Source organism: Chryseomicrobium sp. FSL W7-1435 (assembly GCF_038595005.1).
Lineage (GTDB): Bacteria > Bacillota > Bacilli > Bacillales_A > Planococcaceae > Chryseomicrobium.
The window spans coordinates 2,222,830-2,246,749 of the sequence record NZ_CP151997.1; the positions used below are offsets into that span (position 1 = coordinate 2,222,830).

Annotated in this window: 19 protein-coding genes, 16 tRNA genes and 2 rRNA genes; 6 read left to right on the plus strand and 31 right to left on the minus strand. The window is 43.0% G+C overall.

Features of this window, described 5'->3' with window-relative positions; translation table 11 throughout:
- Window positions 1-324 precede the first annotated feature (324 nt).
- Window positions 325-1,479 (minus strand): chromate efflux transporter, encoded by a 1,155-nt coding sequence (gene chrA / locus MKY84_RS11235; RefSeq protein WP_342526093.1) that lies wholly within the window; start codon window positions 1,477-1,479, stop codon window positions 325-327.
- Between the two features lie 241 nt (window positions 1,480-1,720).
- On the opposite strand from chrA, the gene MKY84_RS11240 reads away from it, so the two are divergent.
- The gene (locus tag MKY84_RS11240) at window positions 1,721-2,611 is read left to right on the plus strand and encodes a cation diffusion facilitator family transporter (protein WP_342526094.1); all 891 of its coding nucleotides are present in this window, start codon (window positions 1,721-1,723) and stop codon (window positions 2,609-2,611) included.
- A 285-nt stretch (window positions 2,612-2,896) separates the two neighbouring features.
- Here the strand turns inward: MKY84_RS11240 and MKY84_RS11245 are convergent, their stop codons facing one another.
- Genes MKY84_RS11245 through MKY84_RS11255 form a run of 3 tightly spaced genes read right to left on the minus strand, consistent with a single transcriptional unit; the run spans window position 2,897 to window position 6,268 of the window.
- On the minus strand, window positions 2,897-3,541 hold the full coding sequence (locus MKY84_RS11245; RefSeq protein WP_342526095.1) for a response regulator transcription factor: 645 nt from the start codon (window positions 3,539-3,541) through the stop codon (window positions 2,897-2,899).
- A 12-nt stretch (window positions 3,542-3,553) separates the two neighbouring features.
- On the minus strand, window positions 3,554-4,672 hold the full coding sequence (locus tag MKY84_RS11250) for a GAF domain-containing sensor histidine kinase (protein ID WP_342526096.1): 1,119 nt from the start codon (window positions 4,670-4,672) through the stop codon (window positions 3,554-3,556).
- A 51-nt stretch (window positions 4,673-4,723) separates the two neighbouring features.
- On the minus strand, window positions 4,724-6,268 hold the full coding sequence (locus MKY84_RS11255; protein ID WP_342526097.1) for a GNAT family N-acetyltransferase: 1,545 nt from the start codon (window positions 6,266-6,268) through the stop codon (window positions 4,724-4,726).
- 130 nt (window positions 6,269-6,398) lie between these two features.
- On the opposite strand from MKY84_RS11255, the gene MKY84_RS11260 reads away from it, so the two are divergent.
- The 3 genes from MKY84_RS11260 to MKY84_RS11270 are packed head-to-tail and all read left to right on the plus strand — an operon-like array spanning window position 6,399 to window position 8,165.
- Window positions 6,399-6,830, plus strand: a complete 432-nt coding sequence (locus MKY84_RS11260) for a disulfide oxidoreductase (protein WP_342526098.1) — start codon at window positions 6,399-6,401, stop codon at window positions 6,828-6,830.
- Complete coding sequence (locus tag MKY84_RS11265; RefSeq protein WP_342526099.1) at window positions 6,827-7,297, plus strand: thioredoxin family protein; 471 nt, start codon at window positions 6,827-6,829, stop codon at window positions 7,295-7,297. Before MKY84_RS11260 ends, MKY84_RS11265 begins: the two co-directional genes overlap by 4 nt.
- Before the next feature lie 19 nt (window positions 7,298-7,316).
- Complete coding sequence (locus MKY84_RS11270) at window positions 7,317-8,165, plus strand: RluA family pseudouridine synthase (protein ID WP_342526100.1); 849 nt, start codon at window positions 7,317-7,319, stop codon at window positions 8,163-8,165.
- A 251-nt stretch (window positions 8,166-8,416) separates the two neighbouring features.
- On the opposite strand, the gene MKY84_RS11275 is transcribed toward MKY84_RS11270, so the two are convergent.
- From MKY84_RS11275 to queG, 7 genes are all read right to left on the minus strand, one after another.
- Complete coding sequence (locus tag MKY84_RS11275; RefSeq protein ID WP_342526101.1) at window positions 8,417-9,283, minus strand: ABC transporter ATP-binding protein; 867 nt, start codon at window positions 9,281-9,283, stop codon at window positions 8,417-8,419.
- Window positions 9,283-9,756, minus strand: coding sequence for a hypothetical protein (locus tag MKY84_RS11280; RefSeq protein WP_342526102.1), 474 nt, complete (start codon window positions 9,754-9,756; stop codon window positions 9,283-9,285). The genes MKY84_RS11275 and MKY84_RS11280 overlap by 1 nt, the downstream gene beginning before the upstream one ends.
- A gap of 48 nt (window positions 9,757-9,804) precedes the next feature.
- Window positions 9,805-11,760, minus strand: coding sequence for a hypothetical protein (locus tag MKY84_RS11285; RefSeq protein ID WP_342526103.1), 1,956 nt, complete (start codon window positions 11,758-11,760; stop codon window positions 9,805-9,807).
- 131 nt (window positions 11,761-11,891) lie between these two features.
- Complete coding sequence (locus MKY84_RS11290; RefSeq protein WP_342526104.1) at window positions 11,892-12,728, minus strand: aldo/keto reductase; 837 nt, start codon at window positions 12,726-12,728, stop codon at window positions 11,892-11,894.
- A 5-nt stretch (window positions 12,729-12,733) separates the two neighbouring features.
- The gene (locus tag MKY84_RS11295) at window positions 12,734-12,913 is read right to left on the minus strand and encodes a hypothetical protein (protein WP_342526105.1); all 180 of its coding nucleotides are present in this window, start codon (window positions 12,911-12,913) and stop codon (window positions 12,734-12,736) included.
- 275 nt (window positions 12,914-13,188) lie between these two features.
- The gene (gene trmL / locus MKY84_RS11300) at window positions 13,189-13,662 is read right to left on the minus strand and encodes a tRNA (uridine(34)/cytosine(34)/5-carboxymethylaminomethyluridine(34)-2'-O)-methyltransferase TrmL (protein WP_342526106.1); all 474 of its coding nucleotides are present in this window, start codon (window positions 13,660-13,662) and stop codon (window positions 13,189-13,191) included.
- Window positions 13,662-14,795, minus strand: coding sequence for a tRNA epoxyqueuosine(34) reductase QueG (gene queG, locus MKY84_RS11305; RefSeq protein ID WP_342526107.1), 1,134 nt, complete (start codon window positions 14,793-14,795; stop codon window positions 13,662-13,664). The genes trmL and queG overlap by 1 nt, the downstream gene beginning before the upstream one ends.
- Before the next feature lie 48 nt (window positions 14,796-14,843).
- Between queG and MKY84_RS11310 the strand changes: the two genes are divergently transcribed.
- Together MKY84_RS11310 and MKY84_RS11315 are read left to right on the plus strand one after the other, a co-directional pair.
- Window positions 14,844-15,533: a phenylalanine--tRNA ligase beta subunit-related protein gene (locus MKY84_RS11310; protein WP_342526108.1), complete on the plus strand. Its 690-nt coding sequence runs from the start codon at window positions 14,844-14,846 to the stop codon at window positions 15,531-15,533.
- On the plus strand, window positions 15,534-16,049 hold the full coding sequence (locus MKY84_RS11315; RefSeq protein WP_342526109.1) for a hypothetical protein: 516 nt from the start codon (window positions 15,534-15,536) through the stop codon (window positions 16,047-16,049).
- Between the two features lie 187 nt (window positions 16,050-16,236).
- Here the strand turns inward: MKY84_RS11315 and proS are convergent, their stop codons facing one another.
- The 20 genes from proS to MKY84_RS11415 all read right to left on the minus strand — a co-directional run bounded on the left by proS (window position 16,237) and on the right by MKY84_RS11415 (window position 23,887).
- Complete coding sequence (gene proS, locus MKY84_RS11320) at window positions 16,237-17,673, minus strand: proline--tRNA ligase (protein WP_342526110.1); 1,437 nt, start codon at window positions 17,671-17,673, stop codon at window positions 16,237-16,239.
- 302 nt (window positions 17,674-17,975) lie between these two features.
- On the minus strand, window positions 17,976-19,163 hold the full coding sequence (locus MKY84_RS11325) for an MFS transporter (protein ID WP_342526111.1): 1,188 nt from the start codon (window positions 19,161-19,163) through the stop codon (window positions 17,976-17,978).
- A gap of 87 nt (window positions 19,164-19,250) precedes the next feature.
- Window positions 19,251-19,334 (minus strand) — tRNA-Leu (locus MKY84_RS11330).
- A gap of 5 nt (window positions 19,335-19,339) precedes the next feature.
- Window positions 19,340-19,413, minus strand: a tRNA-Cys gene (locus MKY84_RS11335).
- Between the two features lie 7 nt (window positions 19,414-19,420).
- Window positions 19,421-19,495, minus strand: a tRNA-Gly gene (locus tag MKY84_RS11340).
- A gap of 4 nt (window positions 19,496-19,499) precedes the next feature.
- Window positions 19,500-19,574 (minus strand) — tRNA-Gln (locus MKY84_RS11345).
- A 9-nt stretch (window positions 19,575-19,583) separates the two neighbouring features.
- Window positions 19,584-19,656: transfer RNA gene (locus MKY84_RS11350), tRNA-His, on the minus strand.
- Between the two features lie 42 nt (window positions 19,657-19,698).
- A tRNA-His gene (locus tag MKY84_RS11355) sits at window positions 19,699-19,774 on the minus strand.
- Window positions 19,775-19,799: 25 nt separating this feature from the next.
- Window positions 19,800-19,873: transfer RNA gene (locus MKY84_RS11360), tRNA-Trp, on the minus strand.
- Window positions 19,874-19,884: 11 nt separating this feature from the next.
- Window positions 19,885-19,968: transfer RNA gene (locus MKY84_RS11365), tRNA-Tyr, on the minus strand.
- A gap of 8 nt (window positions 19,969-19,976) precedes the next feature.
- Window positions 19,977-20,052: transfer RNA gene (locus MKY84_RS11370), tRNA-Thr, on the minus strand.
- Between the two features lie 8 nt (window positions 20,053-20,060).
- Window positions 20,061-20,136: transfer RNA gene (locus tag MKY84_RS11375), tRNA-Phe, on the minus strand.
- A gap of 55 nt (window positions 20,137-20,191) precedes the next feature.
- A tRNA-Asp gene (locus tag MKY84_RS11380) sits at window positions 20,192-20,267 on the minus strand.
- Between the two features lie 3 nt (window positions 20,268-20,270).
- Window positions 20,271-20,347: transfer RNA gene (locus MKY84_RS11385), tRNA-Met, on the minus strand.
- A 25-nt stretch (window positions 20,348-20,372) separates the two neighbouring features.
- Window positions 20,373-20,448 (minus strand) — tRNA-Val (locus tag MKY84_RS11390).
- A 7-nt stretch (window positions 20,449-20,455) separates the two neighbouring features.
- Window positions 20,456-20,530 (minus strand) — tRNA-Glu (locus MKY84_RS11395).
- 27 nt (window positions 20,531-20,557) lie between these two features.
- Window positions 20,558-20,648 (minus strand) — tRNA-Ser (locus MKY84_RS11400).
- A gap of 7 nt (window positions 20,649-20,655) precedes the next feature.
- A tRNA-Asn gene (locus MKY84_RS11405) sits at window positions 20,656-20,731 on the minus strand.
- A gap of 9 nt (window positions 20,732-20,740) precedes the next feature.
- Window positions 20,741-20,856, minus strand: a 5S ribosomal RNA gene (rrf, locus tag MKY84_RS11410).
- A gap of 105 nt (window positions 20,857-20,961) precedes the next feature.
- Window positions 20,962-23,887: ribosomal RNA gene (locus tag MKY84_RS11415) — 23S ribosomal RNA — on the minus strand.
- Between the last annotated feature and the right edge of the window lie 33 nt (window positions 23,888-23,920).

A 23,920-nucleotide genomic window follows, 5' to 3' on the forward strand; every position in this document is an offset into this window, starting at 1 on the left:
TTCACTAGCCGCTTTCTAGAGACTCCGGTTTTGATACTTTTAATACTGCTGCAATGCGATTCATAAGTTCCACTCCTTGTTATTTTTCTAAATAATGGAAGTCGATAAACACAAAAAAGCACATGCCCATAGAAATGGACATGCGCATACGAACCTAAAAAAGGTTAGAAGTCATGTATCATATCTAGGAGGTAGGACAATCTATGAAACTGTTGCTTCTTAATTACTAAGTTTTTCATCATGCCTACCTCCGTTCCTGATTATTTAGTACCTCTTTACACTAGCATACCTATTTTTTCCTTGTCAATAACTATTTTAATTAAATTAAACTCCGTAAACGAGTAGTCCAAGTAGCGCACTGACAGCTACTACTTTAATTGGGGAAAATTTAAAAACTGTGAGTAATGTGAAGGTGATTAACACAATAATAAAGTCAAAAGATGATTTAACAGCGCTTGTGAAAACAGGATCATAAAGTGCTGCTAATAATATCCCGACTACTGCTGCGTTTACCCCTTTTAAGGCTGACTGGATGCCTACTTTTGTTCGAATGATCGACCAGAAAGGTAGCGTTCCAATAACCAATAAAAACGATGGTAAGAACATCGCAAAAACGGCTAGCAAGGCTCCCGGGATCCCCGCCGTCACTTGGCCTAAAAATGCAGCAAGCGTAAACAACGGTCCAGGGACTGCTTGCGCGAGACCGTACCCTGCTAAGAACAAGTCGTTCGACATTTCTACTTCACGCTCTAACATCGGAAGAACAACGTGACCACCACCGAATACAATGGAACCTACACGGTAGTAAGTATCTAGAATTCCTAAATAAACGTTTTCAGACAACGTTCGAGCAAACGGTAATACTGCTAGTAAGGCAAAAAAGATAAACCATGCAATCATTCCCGCACGTTTTCCAAAAGATAACGTAAGTTCTACAGCATCTGGGGCTTTATCTTTTCGGAATAACAAGTAGCCGACAACTCCTGCTACGAGAATCACCCCGATTTGCCCCCAGGCAGTCGGAATTAATAACACCACTATGGCGGCACCTATAGCAATAGCAATGCGTGTAGCATCAGGTGCTAGATTTTTTTGCATACCCAGTAAAGCATGCGCAACAATTGCCACAGCTACAATTTTTAAACCTTGGATAATACCACTATCGGTAAAGCCAAAGCCTACAACAAAATATGCGGCGAACATTAAGAAAAGAACAGATGGCAGTGTAAATCCTGCCCACGATACGATGCCTCCTAAGATTCCACCTCGAATCATACCGATTGCTATACCGACTTGCGAGGAAGCAGGTCCAGGTAAGAACTGACATAAGGCAACGATATCAGCATATAATTTGTCATCTAACCATTTTCGTTTCTCCACGTATTCATCTCGGAAATAGCCTAAATGTGCTGTGGGACCACCGAATGAAGTAAGTCCTAATTTAGTGGATGCTTTTGCAATCTCTTTTAAATTTCCCATAGTGCCTCCTAAAATAAGAATATGCTTATATTTTAACAAAATCCGTTATTTTCAGATAGCTAGTTTTGCTTTTTTACAATCTTGTAATAATCACGCTCCTCCCTCGAAGAGAAATTGACAGGCTTTCATGAACACTATAAAATGGACAAAGTAGTAGTAATCAAACACAACCCATTCGTTTAAAACGACTTCCTTGGAAGTCGTTTTTGTCGTTTAGTAGGAGTTGCGGGGAGGAAACATTTTGGAACTCTATACAAACTTACGCAAAGGGGAAAAAGGCGCTTGGCTCAGTATCGCTGTTTATATTGTACTAAGTAGTGTGAAATTCACGGTTGGTAGTATTGGGAACTCAGAAGCCTTACAAGCAGATGGGCTTAATAATTTCACCGATATCATTGCAAGTGTTGCCGTGCTTATCGGGCTACGGATTTCGCAAAAACCACCCGATGATCAACATGCTTATGGTCACTTGCGCGCAGAGACCATTGCCTCTCTAATTGCTGCCTTCATTATGGCCATTATTGGTATACAAGTTGTTATTCAATCCTTACAAAGTTTTGCGGACCCTGTCCGTGAAAGTCCCTCCCTCATAACGCTTTGGGTAGGCTTAGGAAGTGCTGTTGTCATGTACGCGGTTTACCGCTATAACATCTCACTTGCCACTAAAATAAACTCTTCGGCTCTTCGTGCAGCGGCTTACGACAATCGCTCAGATGCCCTTGTTTCTATTGGTGCTTCAATAGGGATTATTGGAGCCATAATTGGTTTTCCAATCTTAGATACGGTTACAGCCTTAATAGTAGGCATCATCATTCTTTACACGGCTTATGGAATCTTTTACGATGCAGCATTCATGTTATCGGATGGATTCAATAGTGAAGAAGCAGAGACCTTAACCTCCTTAGTCGCCCATACTCCAGGAGTGTATCAAGTTCCAGATTTGAAAGGGCGTATGCACGGAAATCAAGCGTTAATTGATGTGACGGTTACAGTGGACCCCTACTTAAATGTAATCGAAAGTCATTGGATTACAGAAGAAATTGAACGGAAAATCACTAAAGCTAAGCCTCATGCTATAGTTCTAGTTCACATTGAGCCAGAATATGATTTAGTTGATTTTGAAGATCGATGAGTAGCCCCAAAATAGGTTAAGACAAATAAATCAGTAAATTCTCTAGGTTGAATCCCAGAGAATTTACTGATTTTTTTTTGGAATGGAGTTCCGTTCCAGGGCTGCTTTCCGTGGGCGCGTCGTAAGTCTCCTCGTCACAAGCTCCTGCGGGGCCTCACGTAACGCTTTTAATCCCAATGGAGTCAGCCCCTCCACTCCACTCAAATCAACTCAACTCAACTCAACTCAACTCAACTCAACTTCACAATTATTCTAGGTTTATTATTAATTTTTTCTTAGGGTCTTTTAGTTTTTTCCGCTCGGTTCTGTCAGACCATGTTTGACAGCGTAAAGTGCGGCTTGTGTGCGATCTTGGACATCCAGTTTCGAAAAAATATTAGAAATGTGAGTTTTCACAGTTTTCTCGGTAACAAATAATGTCGAAGCAATATCCTTGTTACTTTTGCCCTTTGTCAGCTCTGCAAGAACATCTTGCTCTCTAGCAGTAAGTGTATTCGTTAAATGTGGTTTAATTTCATGGCTATCTTTTTCAAGTTCCGTTTGAGCAAGGGGACTCAATGGTTTTTCCCCTTTCATCAATTGCCGAATGACAGACGCAAGCTCGTCCGGCTCTATATCTTTCAGCTGGTATCCCGCTGCTCCTGCCTCAATAGCTGGAATCACGTGATCGCGATCTGAAAAACTAGTAAGCATTAAAATATGCGTTTCAGGGAGAAGTTTTTTAATTTCTCGTGTAGCTTGGATGCCATCTTTAGTGGGCATCACTAGATCCATTAAGATTACATCGGGTTTAACTTCAGTAGCAATATTGATGGCCTCTGCTCCATCCTTCGCTTCCCCGACAACTTCAAAATCTTTTTGGGTTTTCAAAAAAAACAATAACCCTCTTCGTACAACGTGATGATCATCAGCAATTACAATACGTATCATGTCTGTCCTCCTCTAATAGGGAATGCGTACAAAAACTTCCGTGCCTTTAGATGGTGCGCTGATCCACTCGATAGACCCTTCGACAGAACGCGCACGTTCTTGCATGCTATGCATCCCTACAGAAGCCATGCTCTCTGGAATCTTGCCAGCAACAAAACCTCTTCCTTCATCTTTTAAGATAAATAGAATGTCTGTTGAGTTAATCGTCAAAAAAAGCTCTGCTTCAAGTGTACCCGCATGCTTTCGAATATTATTTAGACCTTCTTGCGCAATTCTAAAAATCGTTTCTTCGACTCGTGACGGTAACTGAATGACCCCGCTCACTTGAGACATTAAGGTGATTCCTAGCATTTCCGCGTATCCTTTGATTCCTTCTAACAATCCCGTCTCTAGTCCCTTTGGCCGAAGCTGCCAAATCAGCGCTCGCATTTCTGTAAGTGCTTCTTGAGTTAATTGATGAATATCAGAAAACGCCTGTTTTAAATCTTCGTCAGTTGTCATTTCCATCGCACCTCGAGAAGTCAGCGTAACCGAAAATAATAATTGGTTCACGGAGTCATGCAAATCTCGAGCAAGTCGATTTCGTTCTTGAACAAGAGCAATTTCTTGTTCTTGTTTTGTAAGATGAATACGTTTTATGGCAGATCCAATTTGAAAAGCGATTGACTCTAATAGAGCTAGTTCACTTTGATCATATTCGATTGTATGAGGAGTCGCCACATTCAAAAGTCCGAATTTTTCTTTACCTGATTGTAGCGGCACTGTTGCATGGTGCGTAATGCCTGCAGAAGGTTGCTCACTTAACCGACTAGCTTGTTCAATCCGTTGACATTCAATTATATTGGAAGCTTTTTGTAATTCTCCATTATGGTAACGTGACACACACCAGCAGCCTCCACGTTTCATAGAGCGACAATCCGTCTCCATGAGTGCCGGTGGTAAGTTTTCAGCAGCAATTAATTGATGCTTACCTTTAGCGTCAATGAAAAAAATCCAACCTGAAGCAAATACACTTCGAGTGAGTAGTTTTTTTAGTGCTCCTTGGAGCATTGTCTCCATCTCAGTTTCTTCATTTAAAAATTCAGCTATCTCTTTTAATAATGTCATATGTTCATCAAGTGATTTACTCATTGAATTTCCCCCACCCTGCAGAAAAAGGCCGGTCAATGACCAGCCTTTCCCTTAGTTCTTTTTATAGTCCACTGTATAAACATCATGACGGCGATCTTTTAATTGTTTGACCGTTCCGTCTTGGCGTTGACGACGAAGTATTTCTAAATCTACATCACCAATAAGGACCATTTCTACATTTGCTTCTGTCTCTCCTACAATGCCATCTCGCGCAAACTCAAAATCAGATGGTGCATAAATTGCTGACTGAGCGTACTGGATATCCATGTTCTCTGTTTGAGGTAGGTTTCCAATAGTTCCAGAGATGACTGTGTAAATTTGGTTTTCTACAGCACGTGCTTGTGCACAATATTTTACGCGCAAATACCCTTGTCGATCTTCGGTACAGAAAGGCGTGAAGATAATATTGGCTCCCATATCTGTTGCAATACGTGCAAGCTCAGGGAATTCAATATCGTAACAAATTTGTATAGCTATTTTTCCACAATCGGTGTCGAACACACGTACAGAATCCCCTGCACTAATGCCCCACCATTTGCGTTCATTAGGTGTAATGTGGATTTTATACTGCTTATCAATAGAACCATCTCTATGGAATAGATAAGCGATATTGTAAATTTCATCGTTTTCTTCTTTTACGAAGTGAGAACCTGCAATGATATTGATGTTGTAACGCACAGACAAGTCACTGAACAGTTCCATATACTGCGGCGTATACTCTGTTAATCTACGCACAGCTTGAGAAGGTGAAGGTTCTTCTAAAAATGACATCAATTGCGTTGTAAAGATTTCTGGGAACACAACAAAATCAGATTGCGCGTCAGAAGCCACATCAACAAAATACTCCACTTGATTTGCAAATTCTTCAAAAGAATTGATTTTTCGCATCATGTATTGCACGACACAAATTCGCACCGGATAACTCGTGCGGAAGTGGCGTTTTGATAGTGGAATATAATCGACATTATTCCATTCCATCAAAGTTGCAAATTTACCGGAAGCTTTGTCATCAGGTAAATAGTTTGGATTAATACGCATCAATGTGAATCCATTCATCAACTGGAAGGTTAGCACTGGGTCATAAATTTTATGGCGGGATACAGACGTCACATATTCACGAGGTGACATCTCCTCAGAATATTTGTGATAGTTCGGGATGCGTCCTCCGATAATAATAGACTTCAAGTTATACTGTCGTGCGATATCTTTCCGTCCTTCATATAATCGCTGTCCAACCTTCATACGTCGGTACTCAGGGTGAACCATCACTTCAATGCCGTAAAGATTGTAGCCATCTGGATTATGATTGGTAATATACCCACCATCCGTAACATCCGACCAAGAATGACGATCATCGTACTCATCAAAGTTAATGATTAAGCTAGAACATGAGCCGATAACAATACCGTCCAGTTCTGCAACCAGCTGTCCATCTGGGAATACGGTCAGATGGCTTCTTAAATGTTCGACTTTCCACGGCTCCATGCCAGGGAATGAGAGACGCTGCATTTCTAAAATTGAATCTATGTCAGCAAAAGTCATCGGGCGGATGATCATATGCTTTTCAAATTGGGTGGAATCGAATTCTTCTTTCACACAAAGCCCTCCTTCAACACGTTATCCCTCATTATACCGTGTCGTGCAAGAGGTTGAAAATAATTTACTTGATAACAGGGAAAGTCTATACTTGAAAAGAAACTGACTTGCTGAAAGGAACCACCTTACTATGAAGAAAAAGACTGAAAATGCATTGCTCGGTATCTTTGGACTTTCGTTGATTGCAACGCTTGGATCGCTCTATTTTTCAGAAATACGCGGTTTTGAGCCTTGCGAAATGTGTTGGTACCAACGAATCCTGATGTATCCACTCGTTGTCATCGCTGGGGTTGCCATTTATCAAAAGAATGGCCAAATCGCATTGACGACATTAGTGTTTTCGACAATTGGAGCACTTACAAGCGGCTATCATTACGCGATTCAAAAAATTGATTTCTTTGGAGAACGTGCACCCGAATGTGGACTTGTGTCTTGCACGGGAGAATACATCAATTACTTAGGGTTCATTACCATTCCTTTTTTAGCGCTTGTCGCTTTCCTAGGAATAGCCGTACTTAGCTTTATCATTCTAAAAGACATCAAGGAGGAAAAAGCGTCATGAAAAAACTACTAATTTTCGGAGGCGTTATCGTAGCCGCTTTCGTATTAATCATTGTGCTTACAAATCTTTCTAATCAGGACAAACTAGCCAATAATCCATATGATACAGATGATTTGTCGCAGTCGACGATTGATTTAATTGATGATGAAAATTATCAAAACATCATTTTACCTGACGAACTTCAAGAGAAATTAGCTGCCAATGAAACGGTCACGGTTTATTTCTTCAGCCCAGAATGTAGCTTCTGTAAAGAAATGACGCCAGTGTTGATGCCTCTTGCAGATCAAGAAGAAGTGGAGATTGTTCAATACAATCTATTAGAATACCCTGAAGGCGGTACAGAGTTTGGTATTAATTCAACACCTACTTTGATTCATTTTGAAGAAGGTGTAGAAGAAATGCGTGCAGTCGGTGGTATGCCTGAAGCCGATATTCTTCGCTTTTTCGATGAAGTCGTAAAAAACTAAGCATTGTAAGGAGTTCTCTATGAAATTTCTCGTAAAATTAACAAGCCCAGTTGCGGTGACGATTGAAGAACTCGTCCGGGAAAATTGGCAATTAGGTAAAAAAACTGTTCACTCTCTTCGCATGCAAAAAGCATTTCAAACGCCAGAAGGCATTGCGCTAGATTGGAATACACCACTAGAAGTTGGACAAGCATTTCAGATTAAATTTGAGGAAGAAGGTTCTTCTTACTTCCCAAGTCCTAAAATTCCTGTCCAGCCATTTTATGAAGACGACCATTTTATGATTGTCGGAAAACCGGCTGGTATCAAAACGCACCCTAACGAAGTGACTGAGACGCAAACACTTATGAATGGTGTCTTTCACTATTTAGATGGAAAAGGACATGGTTATGGTGAGCATGTTCATCGTTTGGACGAAGGAACGAGCGGCTTAGTGTTAATCGCTAAGCATCCAATTGCTAAAAACCTTTTGGATAAGATGCTTGAGAAGAAACAAATCGTCCGTACGTACGAAGCCATCGTTGAAGGTTCTGTGAAGAACAATCAAGGGACTATTAAAACTGCTATTGCTTCTGATAGACACCATCCGAACCGACGTCGAGTCTCACAGACGGGTCAAACCGCTATCACCCATTATCAAGTTGTGGGAAGAAATCCACAGATCACAAAACTTCACATACTTCTAGAGACAGGTCGCACCCATCAAATCCGTGTGCATATGGCACATATTGGCCATCCGATTGTTGGTGATACATTGTATGGCGCAAGAGCAATTACAGCACAACATTATGCATTACAAGCTTTTCGCATTCAGTTCCGTCATCCGATTACGGGCGAGCTCGTCAATGTAGAAATTCCAAGAACCTAATAAAGATCTTGGGACAAAATAAATCAGCAAGTTCTCTAGGTTGAATTCCAGAGAATTTGCTGATTTTTCGTGTATATTGAGTTCCGTTCCGGGGCTGCGTTCCGTGGGCGCGCTGTGAGCCTCCTCGTCGCAGGCTCCTGCGGGGTCTCACATTCCGACTTTTGATCCCACTGGAGTCAACCCCTACACTCCACTCCACTTTCTAAATAGTTCAGCTCTATTACTATATTTTGCTCCAACCTCGTTTTGTATTACACTTCATAAAATTCTTTATAGATTTCTTCTAGTCTACGGTTCACAGGAGTTACGGACTGAATCCCAACTCCCTGTTCTAGCAACCATTTTAAATAGACATCAACAGTAGTTGCTGGATCTGTTAGAATACCGTCTTTTTTCAGTTCATAGGCAAGTCCGCTTTTTTGCAGTAGTTGTTCGATATCTCCGTCATACAAATACTTGATTTCAAAAGCCGTACTTTGATCTGAATCAAGCTTGTCGGTGATTAAATGACCATCCTTGATGAACCAGATTTTATTTGTGAGATCCTCTAAAATATCCAGGTTGTGCGTAGAAACGACAATGCTGATTCCTTGCGCATGCAATGTTCGAATCAGCTGCTTCAACTCAATCGTACTTGTTGGGTCTAACCCATTAAAAGGTTCATCCATTAAAATAATCGAAGGTTTTGTGAGAATGCTGAGCGCTATCAACAAATGTTGCCTCATTCCGTACGAATAGGACTTCACCGGTTGATTCACATACGACCGAATCCCAATCAGCTCAATCACTGCATCAATCTCAGAAGTGGGAATCTCATAAATCGTCGCGACAAATGCCAGGTGATCGTATCCACTCAATTGCATATATAGATAGTTGTCACTAGGAAGAAAGGAAATGTACTTGAAATAGTTCGAATCTGTTGGGTGATAGCCATTTAAAGTGACCTGTCCTTTTTCTATCTCCTCAAGACCTAAAATCGAGCGCATCAGAGTAGACTTTCCTGCCCCGTTTGGCCCAACTAATCCTATAAGCTGTCCTTGTTCAATGGTGAACGAAATTCCCTTTAACACAGGCTTTGTCTTGTACTTTTTCTCTAGGTTTACCACTGTAAGTTCCATCAAGATACCGCCCTTCTTTTCACGAAAAATCCTGCGACAAACAATACACTTCCTGAAAGCACGAGTAGTATTATTCCAACGAAAGGTGTGGCAGACTGTGAAGCCACTTCAATCGTTTTCCAACCATCTACAACTCGCCACGTGTCAAAATAAATGAACGGATTCCACCACTTGACTGATTGTGTTCCTGTCCAGTACCCCACTATGACTAAAACAAGCGTTAAAACGATGGTGACATAATAATTTTTCATCAACTTTCCTAGTAGTGTAAAGAGTCCATTCAAAAAATAGAGTTGGGCGAAAGCTAAAGCAATAGCTATCACCACTAATGTTCCAAGTCCTTTGAAAGAGAAATAAGCCTGGTCAAGAAACGCATAGAAATCCGTTTCGGCTAGTCTCTCAATCGAATAGACAGGTATCGGATAAGCAGACTCACCAAAACTACCAATCAATGTAGCAATACTAAAGACCACCCCACCCACCAGTAGCAGTAAAAGTGATGCGGAAAGTAAATTGTAGAGTCATTTCGATGCATAAACCGACTGAAAAGATAGTGGCTTCGTTGATAAAAAGCTGATTGTGGACTGAGGCGTTCGCTCCTCTGAAATTGTTGTCCAAAGGAAAGCTACAAATGCAAAAAGTATAAGCCACATCAAGTTCCATTCAAAAAATTTATAGAGCATGAATTGGCTACTTGAATCGTATTTTTGATTTTGAGTTTGAAGATAGCGGGCGCTAGCTACTAATTCAGTATCTCTCTCTAGCGATGGATCATCGAAGTGAGATATCCAGTAAACGCCAAACGGCCAAGAATCAATTTCTGACCTTTCAAGAATATGTCTTTGTTCTTCTGATGCCATAGTTGAAACAGTCCAATTTGCTTTGTCCAAGTCTTTATAAGATCCACCACCTCCATATGTTGCTTGAAGGTCATTGAAAAGTTGGGGGAAATTTTCGTTATATACTAGTGTCTTTAGTTTCTCGTACTCTTTGAATTCCTCTTTCAACGTGTCTAGAAACGTTAGAAACAAATCTTCTTCATATTCTCCTGGTTCGCGATTCAACTTTTCATCCGTTTGCTTCATCGTTTCAATTTCTACAGTGTGGTTTTCATGATTTAACTCAGTATTTGTGATTGCGGTTGTAATAAATTGTTGCTTCTCGTCGATTAATTCTAAAGCAACCTTTGGTAGGGATTGGACTTGATTTTGGATGTAGAAAAATACACCCGAAAATGAAACGAAAATAAAGGTCAAAGTAATTGCGATATGCCGTTTCCGCTTCTTTTTTCTAAATTCAAATTGCAGAAGTGTCCATTTTGAATAAAATGGACGTTCCCTCATAACGGAAAACAAAACTGGAATTTGAATCTTTATTATCTTTCTTGAGCTTATAAAATAAACTATTCCACATCCAATTAAAGTTATGAATAACATCATTACCCCTAAATAAATGAGATAGGAGTTTTTTATGAAAAAATCCCCCTCATAAAATGCAATAAGATGTAATGGGTTTATTAGTTGAAATCCATTTATTGTATAAATGAAATAACAAGTTGCAAGGAAAATCGTCATAGTGATAGCAAACGCACTAATCGCTGCTTGTTGTTTCACAAAGAAAGTGAAGAATAGCAGTGAAAGTGTCATGAAAATCAACCAGCCTAATGGTCTATAAAGCAACCATTTCCAAACAGGAATGAAGACAACTTCTGTACCTTGTAAAACCTCTACCGGATAATTAATACTTTCCCAACTTCCTGAGAGTATGACAGGTAGAAAAGCAAGTGTGATAACCATAACTGCATATAATAGGACGGAACCTACTAATAAGAGAAAATACCCAAAATAGATTGATTTATTCGAAAGAGACTGTAATTTCAAGAAATCAAATGTGCGGTTTTCGCGGTCGTTTATATAACGGTAACTAAAAATTAATAAGAAAAAAAATACGGTTAAAGGATTGAATAAAAGCTCAAAGATTCGGTTTGTGAAAAGCGCAGAGTCATAAGGTGTTGTTTCTTCTAAATGGCCCAGTTCATTGTCATGTAAAATTAAAGCTTTTTCTTTTTCTAAAAAGCCATCACTTTGACCTAGATAATAAATAGTTTTTAAATCAGTAAAAGATTTATACTCTTTATAAAACGCAATTTGTTTTTCAGCCACATTATAGTTACCATTATTTAAGTCTGTTAAGATATCCCGAAGATGCTCTTCTTTTTTATAAAGTGGTTCAAGAGCTTTTAATTCATTTTCAGGAGCGCCAATAGCTGCTTCTTTAGCTTCTATAGTGGAACTTATTAAAACTACATTATCTATTTGTTGCTGAGTGAATTCCTTTAACTCATTTAGGGTAGTTCCTGATTGAGATTGATTAAAAATAAGCAAAGAACCTACAAATACAGTTAGCAGAATCACAACAATATAGAGCAATTTAGTTTTCAACCAATCTTTTACCATAAACTTAACAACGTGTTTCATAAAAGCCCCCTTGTCAAAAATCCCTCTTATCCCTTTTTATGTATCTAATGTCAATAATATATGAACTCTAATAACTCTACAACATAAAAAAATACCCCTCTAGTTGTAACTAGAGAGGTTCTTTATTCGCTCTAAAAATCAAAATGAAAATTATCCGGGTCTTTGCCGACACGCTCATTGCGGTTCAATGCATCGATAATGCGCATGTCTTCTAATGACATTTCAAAGTCATACACATCTGCATTCTCTTCAATACGATGAGGCTTCACAGATTTCGGAATGACGATCAGATCTCCTTGTAAATGCCAGCGAATGATGATTTGAGCAGTCGACTTGCCATGCTTCTCAGCAAGACGTACAAGGCTCGGCTCTTCTAACAGTCGCCCGCGAGAAAGTGGCGACCAGCTTGTGACGGCGATGTTGTGCTGTGCGCAAAACTCCCGTAGCTCAAATTGTGCGAGCCGTGGATGGCATTCTACTTGATTGACCATCGGCGGAACATTGGCTGAAGCCATGATTTTTTCAAGATGATTTGCGTGGTGGTTGGAGACGCCTGTCGCACGCAAAAGCTTTTCATCGTATAAACGCTCGATTGCTCGGTAAGTATCGACAAATGTGTCTTCTACCGGCCAATGAGTCAAATACAAATCTAAATAGTCCATATCCAAGAGCTTTAATGATTTTTCAAATGCTCTTAAAGTTTGATCGTACCCATGATCCGAGTTCCACACTTTTGTTGTAACAAAAATGTCAGAGCGAGCAATGCCGGAGTGGCGAATCGCCTCCCCTACTTCTTTTTCGTTGTCATATAAAGACGCTGTATCAATGTGACGATATCCGCTTGTTAAGGAATGTGAGATAGCTTGCAACGCTTCATCACGGTCTGTCATCTTATAGACACCTAGTCCAAGACGTGGCATCTCAATTCCATTTTGTAAGGTCTTCGTTGTTTGTAGTGTCAATTCCACTAATGTCACTCCTCGCGTTTTTGAATCTTTGGTGCTTTATCGTGTTGGCTTGGATCTGCAACACGCTCATCTTGAGAAAGCTCACGCTCGTCACGCATCTTTTCCATCTGTTTGCCTAGCTGCTTCACTTCCTCCATATTGGAAGCCATTGAACCATTTTCTTTTGAAGTATTGTCTTTCGTCATGTGCCGTCTCCTCCTTTTCTTCTCATGTTAGACCAATTGACGCTTTTTCGCCATAATTAGCTGAATGCTAGCCGTTTCTTTTTTTATTTCTATCCTGTATACTGAAAGCAGACTATTAAGCTAGGAGGCACAACCCATGAAATTACTTTTAATCCTCGGTGTATGTGTAGCATTCCTTTCTGCAATCTTAACTGCAGGCTATGATGACAAACCAGGCTCAACAACTCAAAAATAAGTATATGAAAACAGCCTCCCTTTATTGGGTGGCTGTTTTTTTAATGGAGATTAGGATAGTTTTGTTGACGCAGTGCTTCATAAGCTAGAATGGCTGCTGTATTTGATAGATTTAATGAGCGAATGTTGTCATTCATCGGAATACGTAACGCTCGTTCCGAATGGGCCTCACGAAATTCTACAGGCAGACCGGTAGTCTCTCTACCAAAGATAAAGAAATAGTCTTTCTGAACGTCACTAAAATCAAAATCAGTGTGCGGTTTCGAGCCGAATTTTGTCAGTAAGAAAAATTCGCCTTGTGGATAAGTTTCTACAAAATCTTCTAATGACTCATGATACGTGATATCGACATGTTCCCAGTAATCGAGTCCCGCACGTTTCAACATCTTATCATCGGTTGAAAATCCAAGCGGTTTGATCAAATGAAGTTTGACCCCTGTTCCTGCACAAGTTCGTGCGATATTTCCCGTATTGGCTGGGATTTGCGGTTGGTATAAAACAATATGAATAGCCATTATTTTTCTCCTTTAGTAAGTGCTGCTTGTATTTCTAAAAGCACCGCTTGTTCTTGTTCATTTTCTAATTGCTGCTTTAAAGCCAAGTTGGCTTCATCTGAAAACAGTTCACCAAGTGCCCAAGCAGCTGTACCTCGCATAACAGGTCGTGGATCCTGGTGCAAAATTGAAATAATTTTAGGAATTGCTTCCCGCTCTTTAAAATGGACAAGTGCAATGATGGCGTTTCGTTGAATCGGATTCTTGCCTCGCCATGCGCCTGACATATGGCCGTAAGTCTCTTTAAAAGTTCGATTCGTATGTTCCAGTAGTGGCAGTAACAAAGGTTTTACAAGATCCGGGTCTGGTGTGAAGGCTTGTTGATGATCACTATGCTTTCCTTTATTTTTAGGACATACTGTCTGACACGTGTCACAGCCATAAATGCGATTGCCAATCTTCGCGCGATATTCAAGTGGAACCAGCGTCTTTGTTTGCGTGATAAAAGCGATGCAACGCTGGGCATTCAATTGCCCTCCCTCAATAAGTGCGCCTGTCGGACAAACATCGAGGCACAAACGGCAATCTCCACATTCATCTTCCATGGGAATAGATGGCTCAAATGGAATGGTGGTCAACATCTCTCCTAAGTAGACATAGGAACCAAATTCTGGTGTAATAATAGAACAGTTCTTAGCACTCCAGCCGATTCCCGCGCGTTCAGCTACTGCCCGGTCGGATAATTCTCCCGTATCAACCATTGACTTTAACTTCGCGTCAGGTATATGAACAAGTATAAATGCTTCTAACTGGGCGAGCTTTTCCCGTAGAACAGTATGGTAATCCATCCCCCAAGACGCTCTTGCAAAGATACCACGACGTTCCCTTTTTTTACTTTGTGGTGCGCCTTTCATTCTAGAGGGGTACGCAATGGCAATTGAGATAATGGTTTGGACTCCATCTAGTAATAGCAGTGGTTCCGTTCGCTTCTCGATATCAGGCTCTTCAAAACCCGAAGCATAGTTGAGCTGTTGTTGAATCAACAGTCTCTGCTTGAGATCAGGAAATGGAGTTGCCCTAGCAAAACCAATTTTATCGATACCTATTGAGTGAGCATAGCGAATTAACTCGCTTTGAAATTCGCGCACATTCACCTACCTCACCTCCTATGGTATGATTTCTGTTAGAAAGGGTGGTTATGTATGCATGTATCACTTGATCCTCAGCTAATTGAACAAGTTCCAGAGCTGAAAATCGGACTTATTCAGTATACCAAAATTTCAGTCGGTGATTCGCCTCAAATGCTTAAAGGCCGATTACAACTGTTTCAAGAACAACTTTTCTTCGAGATAGAAGAACATGGATTAGACCATTTCCCTTCTCTCGTCAATTTTAGAACTTTGTTTAAACAAACAGGGGCAAACCCTTCTAGGTATCTGCCCTCAGCAGAAGCTCTTTATAGACGTGTTGCAAAACTAAATTACTTGCCTCCTGTTCATTCTGGTATAGACAGCAATACATTCTTTTCGCTATATTATGGAATCCCATTTGGTCTCTATGAAAGGGCCGCTTTATCAGGAGATGTACACTTTGGCGTCGGTAATGAAACGACATCCTATGAAGCATTGAACGGCCGTGAGACGACACTCTCGGGAATCATTACTTCCCATGATGCAATCGGTCCATTCGGCAGTCCTTATGTCGATTCTCAGAGAACGTCCGTATCCACTACGACAACCGATGCGTTACATGTTGTTTATTTAAATCCTGAAATGCCACTTGAGGAGGCTAAGCAACTTCTTCAAGCCGTTTCATCGATGTTTATTCAAATTCACGGTGGCGAGTCTTCAACTGTGCTACTTTCAAAATCCAATCCGGAAGGAACGATTTAATTGACCACATTCACGTTAGCTGATGGCATCCGCCTTCGAAGCTTATTAACCAAACAAGTACAAGAATTTGAACAAGAACTGTTGCGAGTTGCCTTTACTGTATCCGAAAAAGGACATCCGCTTCCAGAACAAAAGCGTGGAGTAGACGAAGTAGATTTCGACATCAAGATGATTCGCCAAGATCTAATGTTACTAGATCGTCTTATTTACGAGGCTAACCTGTCCAATAGTATTGACTATCAAGGTGAAGCCATTCCTATCGTAGAAGCTATTGAGTATGCCATGCAACTGCGTGCCCAGGCAAAGCTCTATAAACAATTAGGGGCATCTGCAAAAGAACAGCCCGAATTTGGCTACGGTGAGTCGACTTCTTATGTCCGATTTGCTCGCTTTGACCCAGACGAATACCGTGAAAAGGCTTTGCAATATGAGCGCAATGCTAACAAAGTTTCAGGTTTAGTTAATGCTCAAAATTATCAAGTGGCTCTGCCGTTTGATGCATCACGTTATGAATAATCCTCTGCCAGGTGAGAGTCCTTGCAGAGGCTGGTCCAGTCACCCTAACAATGAATCCAACCCATTCCCATTCACTTGTTACACACTTACCCATCTCTAGTGACCAACCAACATTCAGATGCGTACTGCAAAATCTGACTGGATCATAAAACGCCTGCACGTCATTTGACATGCAGGCGTTTTATAATTAGTACGCGCGGCCGAACCACACGCTGTGTTTCGCTTCATTTCCACAATTCACACAAACCTTCTTTTCAGTAGGTGGATCAAATGGAATGTTACGTGTTGTAAACTTCGTTTGTTCTTTTACATTCTCTTCACAAGCATCGTCTCCACACCAGCCACCCAGTATCCAACCTGGCGTTTTACCCGCTTCTTGGGATTCAGCAATATGTGCTTTTAACTCTTCCAATGTGTTAACGTGTGTATGGCTATTGTCTGCACGGAATTGTTTTGCTTTATCAAATAGACGTGTTTGCATCACTGTCAATTCATTCTCAACCGTTGCAATGAGCTCTTCTAAAGACACAGCACTCTTTTCCTCTGCATCACGTGCTTTCATCAGCACTTGACCGTTTTCTAAATCACGAGGGCCTAATTCAATACGCACAGGTACACCTTTAAGTTCCCACTCATTGAACTTATAACCTGGAGATTGATCAGAATCATCAAGTTTTACACGGATACCCTTCGATTTAAGCTCTGCATAAAGCTCATCTAACTTCTCCATAATTTCAGGCTTCTTCTTCCAAGGACCTACAGGAATTAATACAACTTGTGTTGGTGCCATCTTTGGTGGTAATACAAGACCTTGCTCGTCACCATGGACCATAATCATTGCACCAATCAGACGAGTAGAAGTTCCCCAAGATGTTGTATGCACATACACGTGTTTATTTTCTCTATTTAAGTATTTGATATCGAAGGCTTCAGCAAACTTAGTACCTAAATAATGAGAAGTACCTGCTTGTACCGCTTTACCATCCTTCATCATGGCTTCGATTGAGAATGTATCTACTGCCCCTGCAAAACGCTCAGAAGGCGTTTTTTGCCCATCATAGACTGGAATGGCTAATAGATCTTCTACAACCTCTTTGTAGACTTGAAGCATCTGCATCGTTTCTTTTCGCGCATCTTCTTCATCCACGTGAGCTGTATGGCCTTCTTGCCATAAAAATTCAGATGTACGAATGAATGGCAGTGTCTTTTTCTCCCAACGGAAAACATTTGCCCATTGATTGATCAAAACAGGTAGGTCTCTGTAGCTCTTGATCCAATCCGAATACAAATGACCAATCATTGTCTCAGACGTTGGACGAAGTGCAAGGCGCTCTTCTAGTTTTTCACCAGCAGCTTCTGTTACCCAAGGAAGTTCAGGTGAAAATCCTTCGATATGGTCTTTCTCTTTTTGGAAGAAAGATTCAGGGATCAACATCGGGAAGTAAGCATTACGATGTCCTGTCTCTTTGAATCGACGGTCCATCTCACTTTGAATTCGCTCCCACAGCTCATAGCCATCTGGTTTGAACGCGATACATCCACGGACAGGTGTATAATCCATTAAATCCGCTTTTTGAATGGTATCGATGTACCACTTTGAAAAATCATTTTGTTGTACTGACATTGTATTGCCTCCTTTAAATTGGCCAAAATAAAAAGCAGAAAAACACCCCAAAGGGCGTCCTCCTGCTGGATAGACACGGTACCACCTTCATTCGTCTAAAAGACGATCTCAAAGCGTCTGTATCGGTGACGAACCGGCTATGTTTGCACAGCATCTCGGTGGGAGGTTTCAGCATGTAGGGATGGCGCAGCTCTCATCATTCACTGCACTTTCTGAACATGTACATCACTTACTTGACCACGTCATTGATTCTTCTATATGAAGATTACTATAGCAAATTCCCGCACCATTCGCAATAGCTACTAGGAATGCTGGTAGCGTTTGTCCCCTCTTCCGTATACTGCATAGTACAGAATGACAGTCGCAAGAGCCACTCCCCCTAACAGCATGTACATAGTGGAGAAAGGAACTTGAAGTAGCAGAAGTCCTAGTAGATAAGGACCGAACCCTAAACCAGCGTCTAAGAAAATAAAGAATGTGGATGTCGCCATTCCCATGCGATGCATAGGGGTAATTTTGACGGCTATCGCTTGTGTACAAGACTGCATGTTTCCAAAGCCAAAACCAATTAAGGAAGCGGCCATTAAAAATGTCAATGAGCTCTCTGCGTTTCCTAGTAGGAAGAGTCCAGATGCAAGCAAGACAAAAGCTGGGTACATGACATAGTTTGCACCTTTCTTGTCTATTAAACGCCCAGTAAACGGACGAGAGATCAATACAGATATCGCATAGACAAGGAAGAATAGACTAGCTGCTTGAATGAGATCTAGTTCGATTGCGTAAAAATTCATAAATGAAAGTACACTTGAAAAACAAAAAGCGATGAAAAGCGTAACAAGAGCGATAGGAACCGCTTTTGGTTCAATAAACTTAGTAATGGCAAATCTCTTTTCAGCCACTTGTTTCTCGGCACTTCTTTTTTCACCTTCAGGAACTTGAACGAATGAGGCAGTGGTCAAACCAATTAAACCTACCGCTAAACAGATTGTAAAAATAACTTCAAATGAAGTGTATTGAGTTAACAATAATCCCACGAACGGACCAATTGCCGTAGCAAGCGTCGAACTCATACTAAAATAGCCTATTCCTTCTCCTCGTCTAGCCATCGGGATGATGTAGGCAACTATAGTAGCTGCTGCTGTACTAGCGATACCTAAAGATATACCATGTAACAATCTAGTGATCAGTAATAACGTTATAGTACTTTGTACAAAGTACAGGAGCGTAACCGCATTGAATAATATAAATCCAATAATAAGCGTGCGTTTTCGCCCAATTTTCTCAATCTTGCCACCAATAAATAACCGGCCAATCAATGTCCCTACAATAAAAATTCCGGTCACAAGCCCTGCTTGACTGGTGGTAGCCTCAAAACTATCTACCGCATATAATCCTATGATGACAACTAATAAGAAAAAAACGAGTGTCAATAGAAAATTGACGCTCGAAATGAGAATGAAGTTTCTCGTCCACAATTTTTGTCGTTCCATTTCTATAACACCTCTTTCAAACTTTAGTACCCAAAAAACAAATAAAAAAACTCTACCTGGCAGAGGTAGAGTCATACTACAAATAGATACCGGCGGTCGGGGTCGAACCGACACTCCCGTGAAGGAACTGGATTTTGAGTCCAGCGCGTCTGCCAATTCCGCCACACCGGCGCTGTTGGAGGCGGCAACCGGATTTGAACCGGTGATAAAGGTGTTGCAGACCTTTGCCTTACCACTTGGCTATGCCGCCAAAGTTTTGGAGCGGAAGACGAGGTTCGAACTCGCGACCCCCACCTTGGCAAGGTGGTGTTCTACCACTGAACTACTTCCGCAAAATGGCTGGGGTACTAGGATTCGAACCTAGGCATGATGGAATCAAAATCCATTGCCTTACCGCTTGGCTATACCCCAATTATAAAGGGCGACCGAGGGGAATTGAACCCCCGAGTGCCGGAATCACAATCCGGTGCGTTAACCACTTCGCCACGACCGCCATGATTAAATATATGAAGACAAATAAAAAAAGATAAAAAAATGGGGCGACCGAGGGGAATTGAACCCCCGAGTGCCGGAATCACAATCCGGTGCGTTAACCACTTCGCCACGACCGCCACGATTTATCAATGTTGTTATAATTGGCAGGGGCAGTAGGACTCGAACCCACACTGACGGTTTTGGAGACCGTAGTTCTACCTTTAAACTATGCCCCTAAATAAAAAAATGGTGGAGGGGGGCGGATTCGAACCGCCGAACCCTAAGGAGCGGATTTACAGTCCGCCGCGTTTAGCCACTTCGCTACCCCTCCACAAACTATGGTGCCGGCGAAAGGACTTGAACCCTCAACCTACTGATTACAAGTCAGTTGCTCTACCAGTTGAGCTACACCGGCCTAAAAAATGGTGGCTCAGGACGGAATCGAACCGCCGACACAAGGATTTTCAGTCCTTTGCTCTACCAACTGAGCTACTGAGCCAACAAGATTTTATGTAAGCGATATAGCTTATGTAAAATCTACTTAGTATAAAAAATGGCGGTCCCGACGGGAATCGAACCCGCGATCTCCTGCGTGACAGGCAGGCATGTTAACCGCTACACCACGGGACCATTTGGTTGCGGGGGCAGGATTTGAACCTGCGACCTTCGGGTTATGAGCCCGACGAGCTACCGAACTGCTCCACCCCGCGATAATACTATAGGTTTGTTAAAAAATGGTGGAGGATGACGGGATCGAACCGCCGACCCCCTGCTTGTAAGGCAGGTGCTCTCCCAGCTGAGCTAATCCTCCGTATGAATGGTGACCCCTACGGGATTCGAACCCGTGTTACCGCCGTGAAAGGGCGGTGTCTTAACCGCTTGACCAAGGGGCCATTAACTTGAAATGAACTGAAACTTTATGGCGGAGAGCAAGGGATTTGAACCCTTGATACGTGATTAACGCATACACGATTTCCAATCGTGCTCCTTCGGCCACTCGGACAGCTCTCCATATGAATGGCTCCGAAGGCAGGACTCGAACCTGCGACCTGCCGGTTAACAGCCGGATGCTCTACCAACTGAGCTACTTCGGAATAAATGATGCCTAGCGACGTCCTACTCTCACAGGGGGAGACCCCCAACTACCATCGGCGCTGAAGAGCTTAACTTCCGTGTTCGGTATGGGAACGGGTGTGACCTCTTCGCCATCATCACTAGACTTATTTGAAAGACAAGACTTATTATATCAAACCCACCTGCGAATACAAGTGTTTTCTCAATAAAATTTGTTCTTTCAAAACTGGATAGAACTCCATTGATTTTTTTGGTTAAGTCCTCGATCGATTAGTATTCGTCAGCTCCACACATCGCTGTGCTTCCACCCCGAACCTATCTACCTCATCGTCTTTGAGGGATCTTACTTACTTGCGTAATGGGAAATCTCATCTTGAGGGGGGCTTCATGCTTAGATGCTTTCAGCACTTATCCCGTCCACACATAGCTACCCAGCGATGCCTTTGGCAAGACAACTGGTACACCAGCGGTGTGTCCATCCCGGTCCTCTCGTACTAAGGACAGCTCCTCTCAAATTTCCTACGCCCACGACGGATAGGGACCGAACTGTCTCACGACGTTCTGAACCCAGCTCGCGTACCGCTTTAATGGGCGAACAGCCCAACCCTTGGGACCGACTACAGCCCCAGGATGCGATGAGCCGACATCGAGGTGCCAAACCTCCCCGTCGATGTGGACTCTTGGGGGAGATAAGCCTGTTATCCCCGGGGTAGCTTTTATCCGTTGAGCGATGGCCCTTCCATGCGGAACCACCGGATCACTAAGCCCGTCTTTCGACCCTGCTCGACTTGTAGGTCTCGCAGTCAAGCTCCCTTATGCCTTTACACTCTACGAATGATTTCCAACCATTCTGAGGGAACCTTTGGGCGCCTCCGTTACACTTTAGGAGGCGACCGCCCCAGTCAAACTGTCCGCCTGACACTGTCTCCTGCCCGGGTAACGGGCATGGGTTAGAACTTCAATACAACCAGGGTAGTATCCCACCGACGCCTCCTCCGAAGCTGGCGCTCCGGGCTCTTAGGCTCCTACCTATCCTGTACAAGTTGCACCAAAGTTCAATATCAGGCTACAGTAAAGCTCCACGGGGTCTTTCCGTCCTGTCGCGGGTAACCTGCATCTTCACAGGTACTATAATTTCACCGAGTCTCTCGTTGAGACAGTGCCCAGATCGTTACGCCTTTCGTGCGGGTCGGAACTTACCCGACAAGGAATTTCGCTACCTTAGGACCGTTATAGTTACGGCCGCCGTTTACTGGGGCTTCAATTCGCACCTTCGCTTGCGCTAAGCACTCCTCTTAACCTTCCAGCACCGGGCAGGCGTCAGCCCCTATACGTCACCTTACGGTTTTGCAGAGACCTGTGTTTTTGCTAAACAGTCGCCTGGGCCTATTCACTGCGGCTCTCTCGGGCTTTCACCCTGTCAGAGCACCCCTTCTCCCGAAGTTACGGGGTCATTTTGCCGAGTTCCTTAACGAGAGTTCACTCGCTCACCTTAGGATTCTCTCCTCGACCACCTGTGTCGGTTTGCGGTACGGGCACCTCCCGCCTCGCTAGAGGCTTTTCTTGGCAGCGTGAAATCAGAAACTTCGGACTACGTCCTCCTCGTCACAGCCTGGTGTTGTAGATGCGGGATTTGCCTCACATCACACCTCACTGCTTGAACGTGCACTTCCAGCCGCACGCTTCCCTATCCTACTGCGTCCCCCCATCACTCAAATGGCGGGGAGGTGGTACAGGAATATCAACCTGTTGTCCATCGTCTACGCCTATCGGCCTCGACTTAGGTCCCGACTGACCCTGAGCGGACGAGCCTTCCTCAGGAAACCTTGGTCATACGGTGGATGGGATTCTCACCCATCTTTCGCTACTCATACCGGCATTCTCACTTCTAAGCGCTCCACCTGTCCTTCCGGTCAAGCTTCGACGCCCTTAGAACGCTCTCCTACCACGCATACCCTAGGTATGCATCCACAGCTTCGGTGAACCGTTTAGCCCCGATACATTTTCGGCGCAGCGTCACTCGACCAGTGAGCTATTACGCACTCTTTAAATGATGGCTGCTTCTAAGCCAACATCCTGGTTGTCTAAGCAACGCCACATCCTTTTCCACTTAACGGTTACTTTGGGACCTTAGCTGGTGGTCTGGGCTGTTTCCCTCTTGACTACGGATCTTATCACTCGCAGTCTGACTCCCAGATACAAATCATCGGCATTCGGAGTTTGTCTGAATTCGGTAACCCGGGATGGGCCCCTAGTCCAAACAGTGCTCTACCTCCGAGATTCTTTATCTGAGGCTAGCCCTAAAGCTATTTCGGAGAGAACCAGCTATCTCCAGGTTCGATTGGAATTTCTCCGCTACCCACACCTCATCCCCGCACTTTTCAACGTGCGTGGGTTCGGACCTCCAGTGAGTGTTACCTCACCTTCATCCTGGACATGGGTAGATCACCTGGTTTCGGGTCTACGACCCCATACTCATTCGCCCTATTCAGACTCGCTTTCGCTGCGGCTCCGTCTCCTCGACTTAACCTTGCATGGAATCGTAACTCGCCGGTTCATTCTACAAAAGGCACGCTATCACCCATTAACGGGCTCTAACTACTTGTAGGCACACGGTTTCAGGATCTGTTTCACTCCCCTTCCGGGGTGCTTTTCACCTTTCCCTCACGGTACTGGTTCACTATCGGTCACTAGGGAGTATTTAGCCTTGGGAGATGGTCCTCCCGGATTCCGACGGAATTTCACGTGTTCCGCCGTACTCAGGATACACTCTGGAGGGCAATAAGTTTGGACTACAGGACTTTTACCTCGTGTCGTGGGCCTTTCCAGACCGCTTCGTCTACCTATCGCCTTTGTAACTCCGTATAGAGTGTCCTACAACCCCAAGAGGCAAGCCTCTTGGTTTGGGCTCTTCCCGTTTCGCTCGCCGCTACTCAGGGAATCGATTTTTCTTTCTCTTCCTCCAGGTACTTAGATGTTTCAGTTCCCTGGGTCTGCCTCCGACCAGCTATGTATTCACTGGAAGGTAACATGCCATTACGCATGCTGGGTTTCCCCATTCGGAAATCTCCGGATCAAAGCTCACTTACAGCTCCCCGAAGCATATCGGTGTTAGTGCCGTCCTTCATAGGCTCCTAGTGCCAAGGCATCCACCGTGCGCCCTTCCTAACTTAACCTAAGTTAGTGCTCCTCTAAAAAAGAAGAGACTT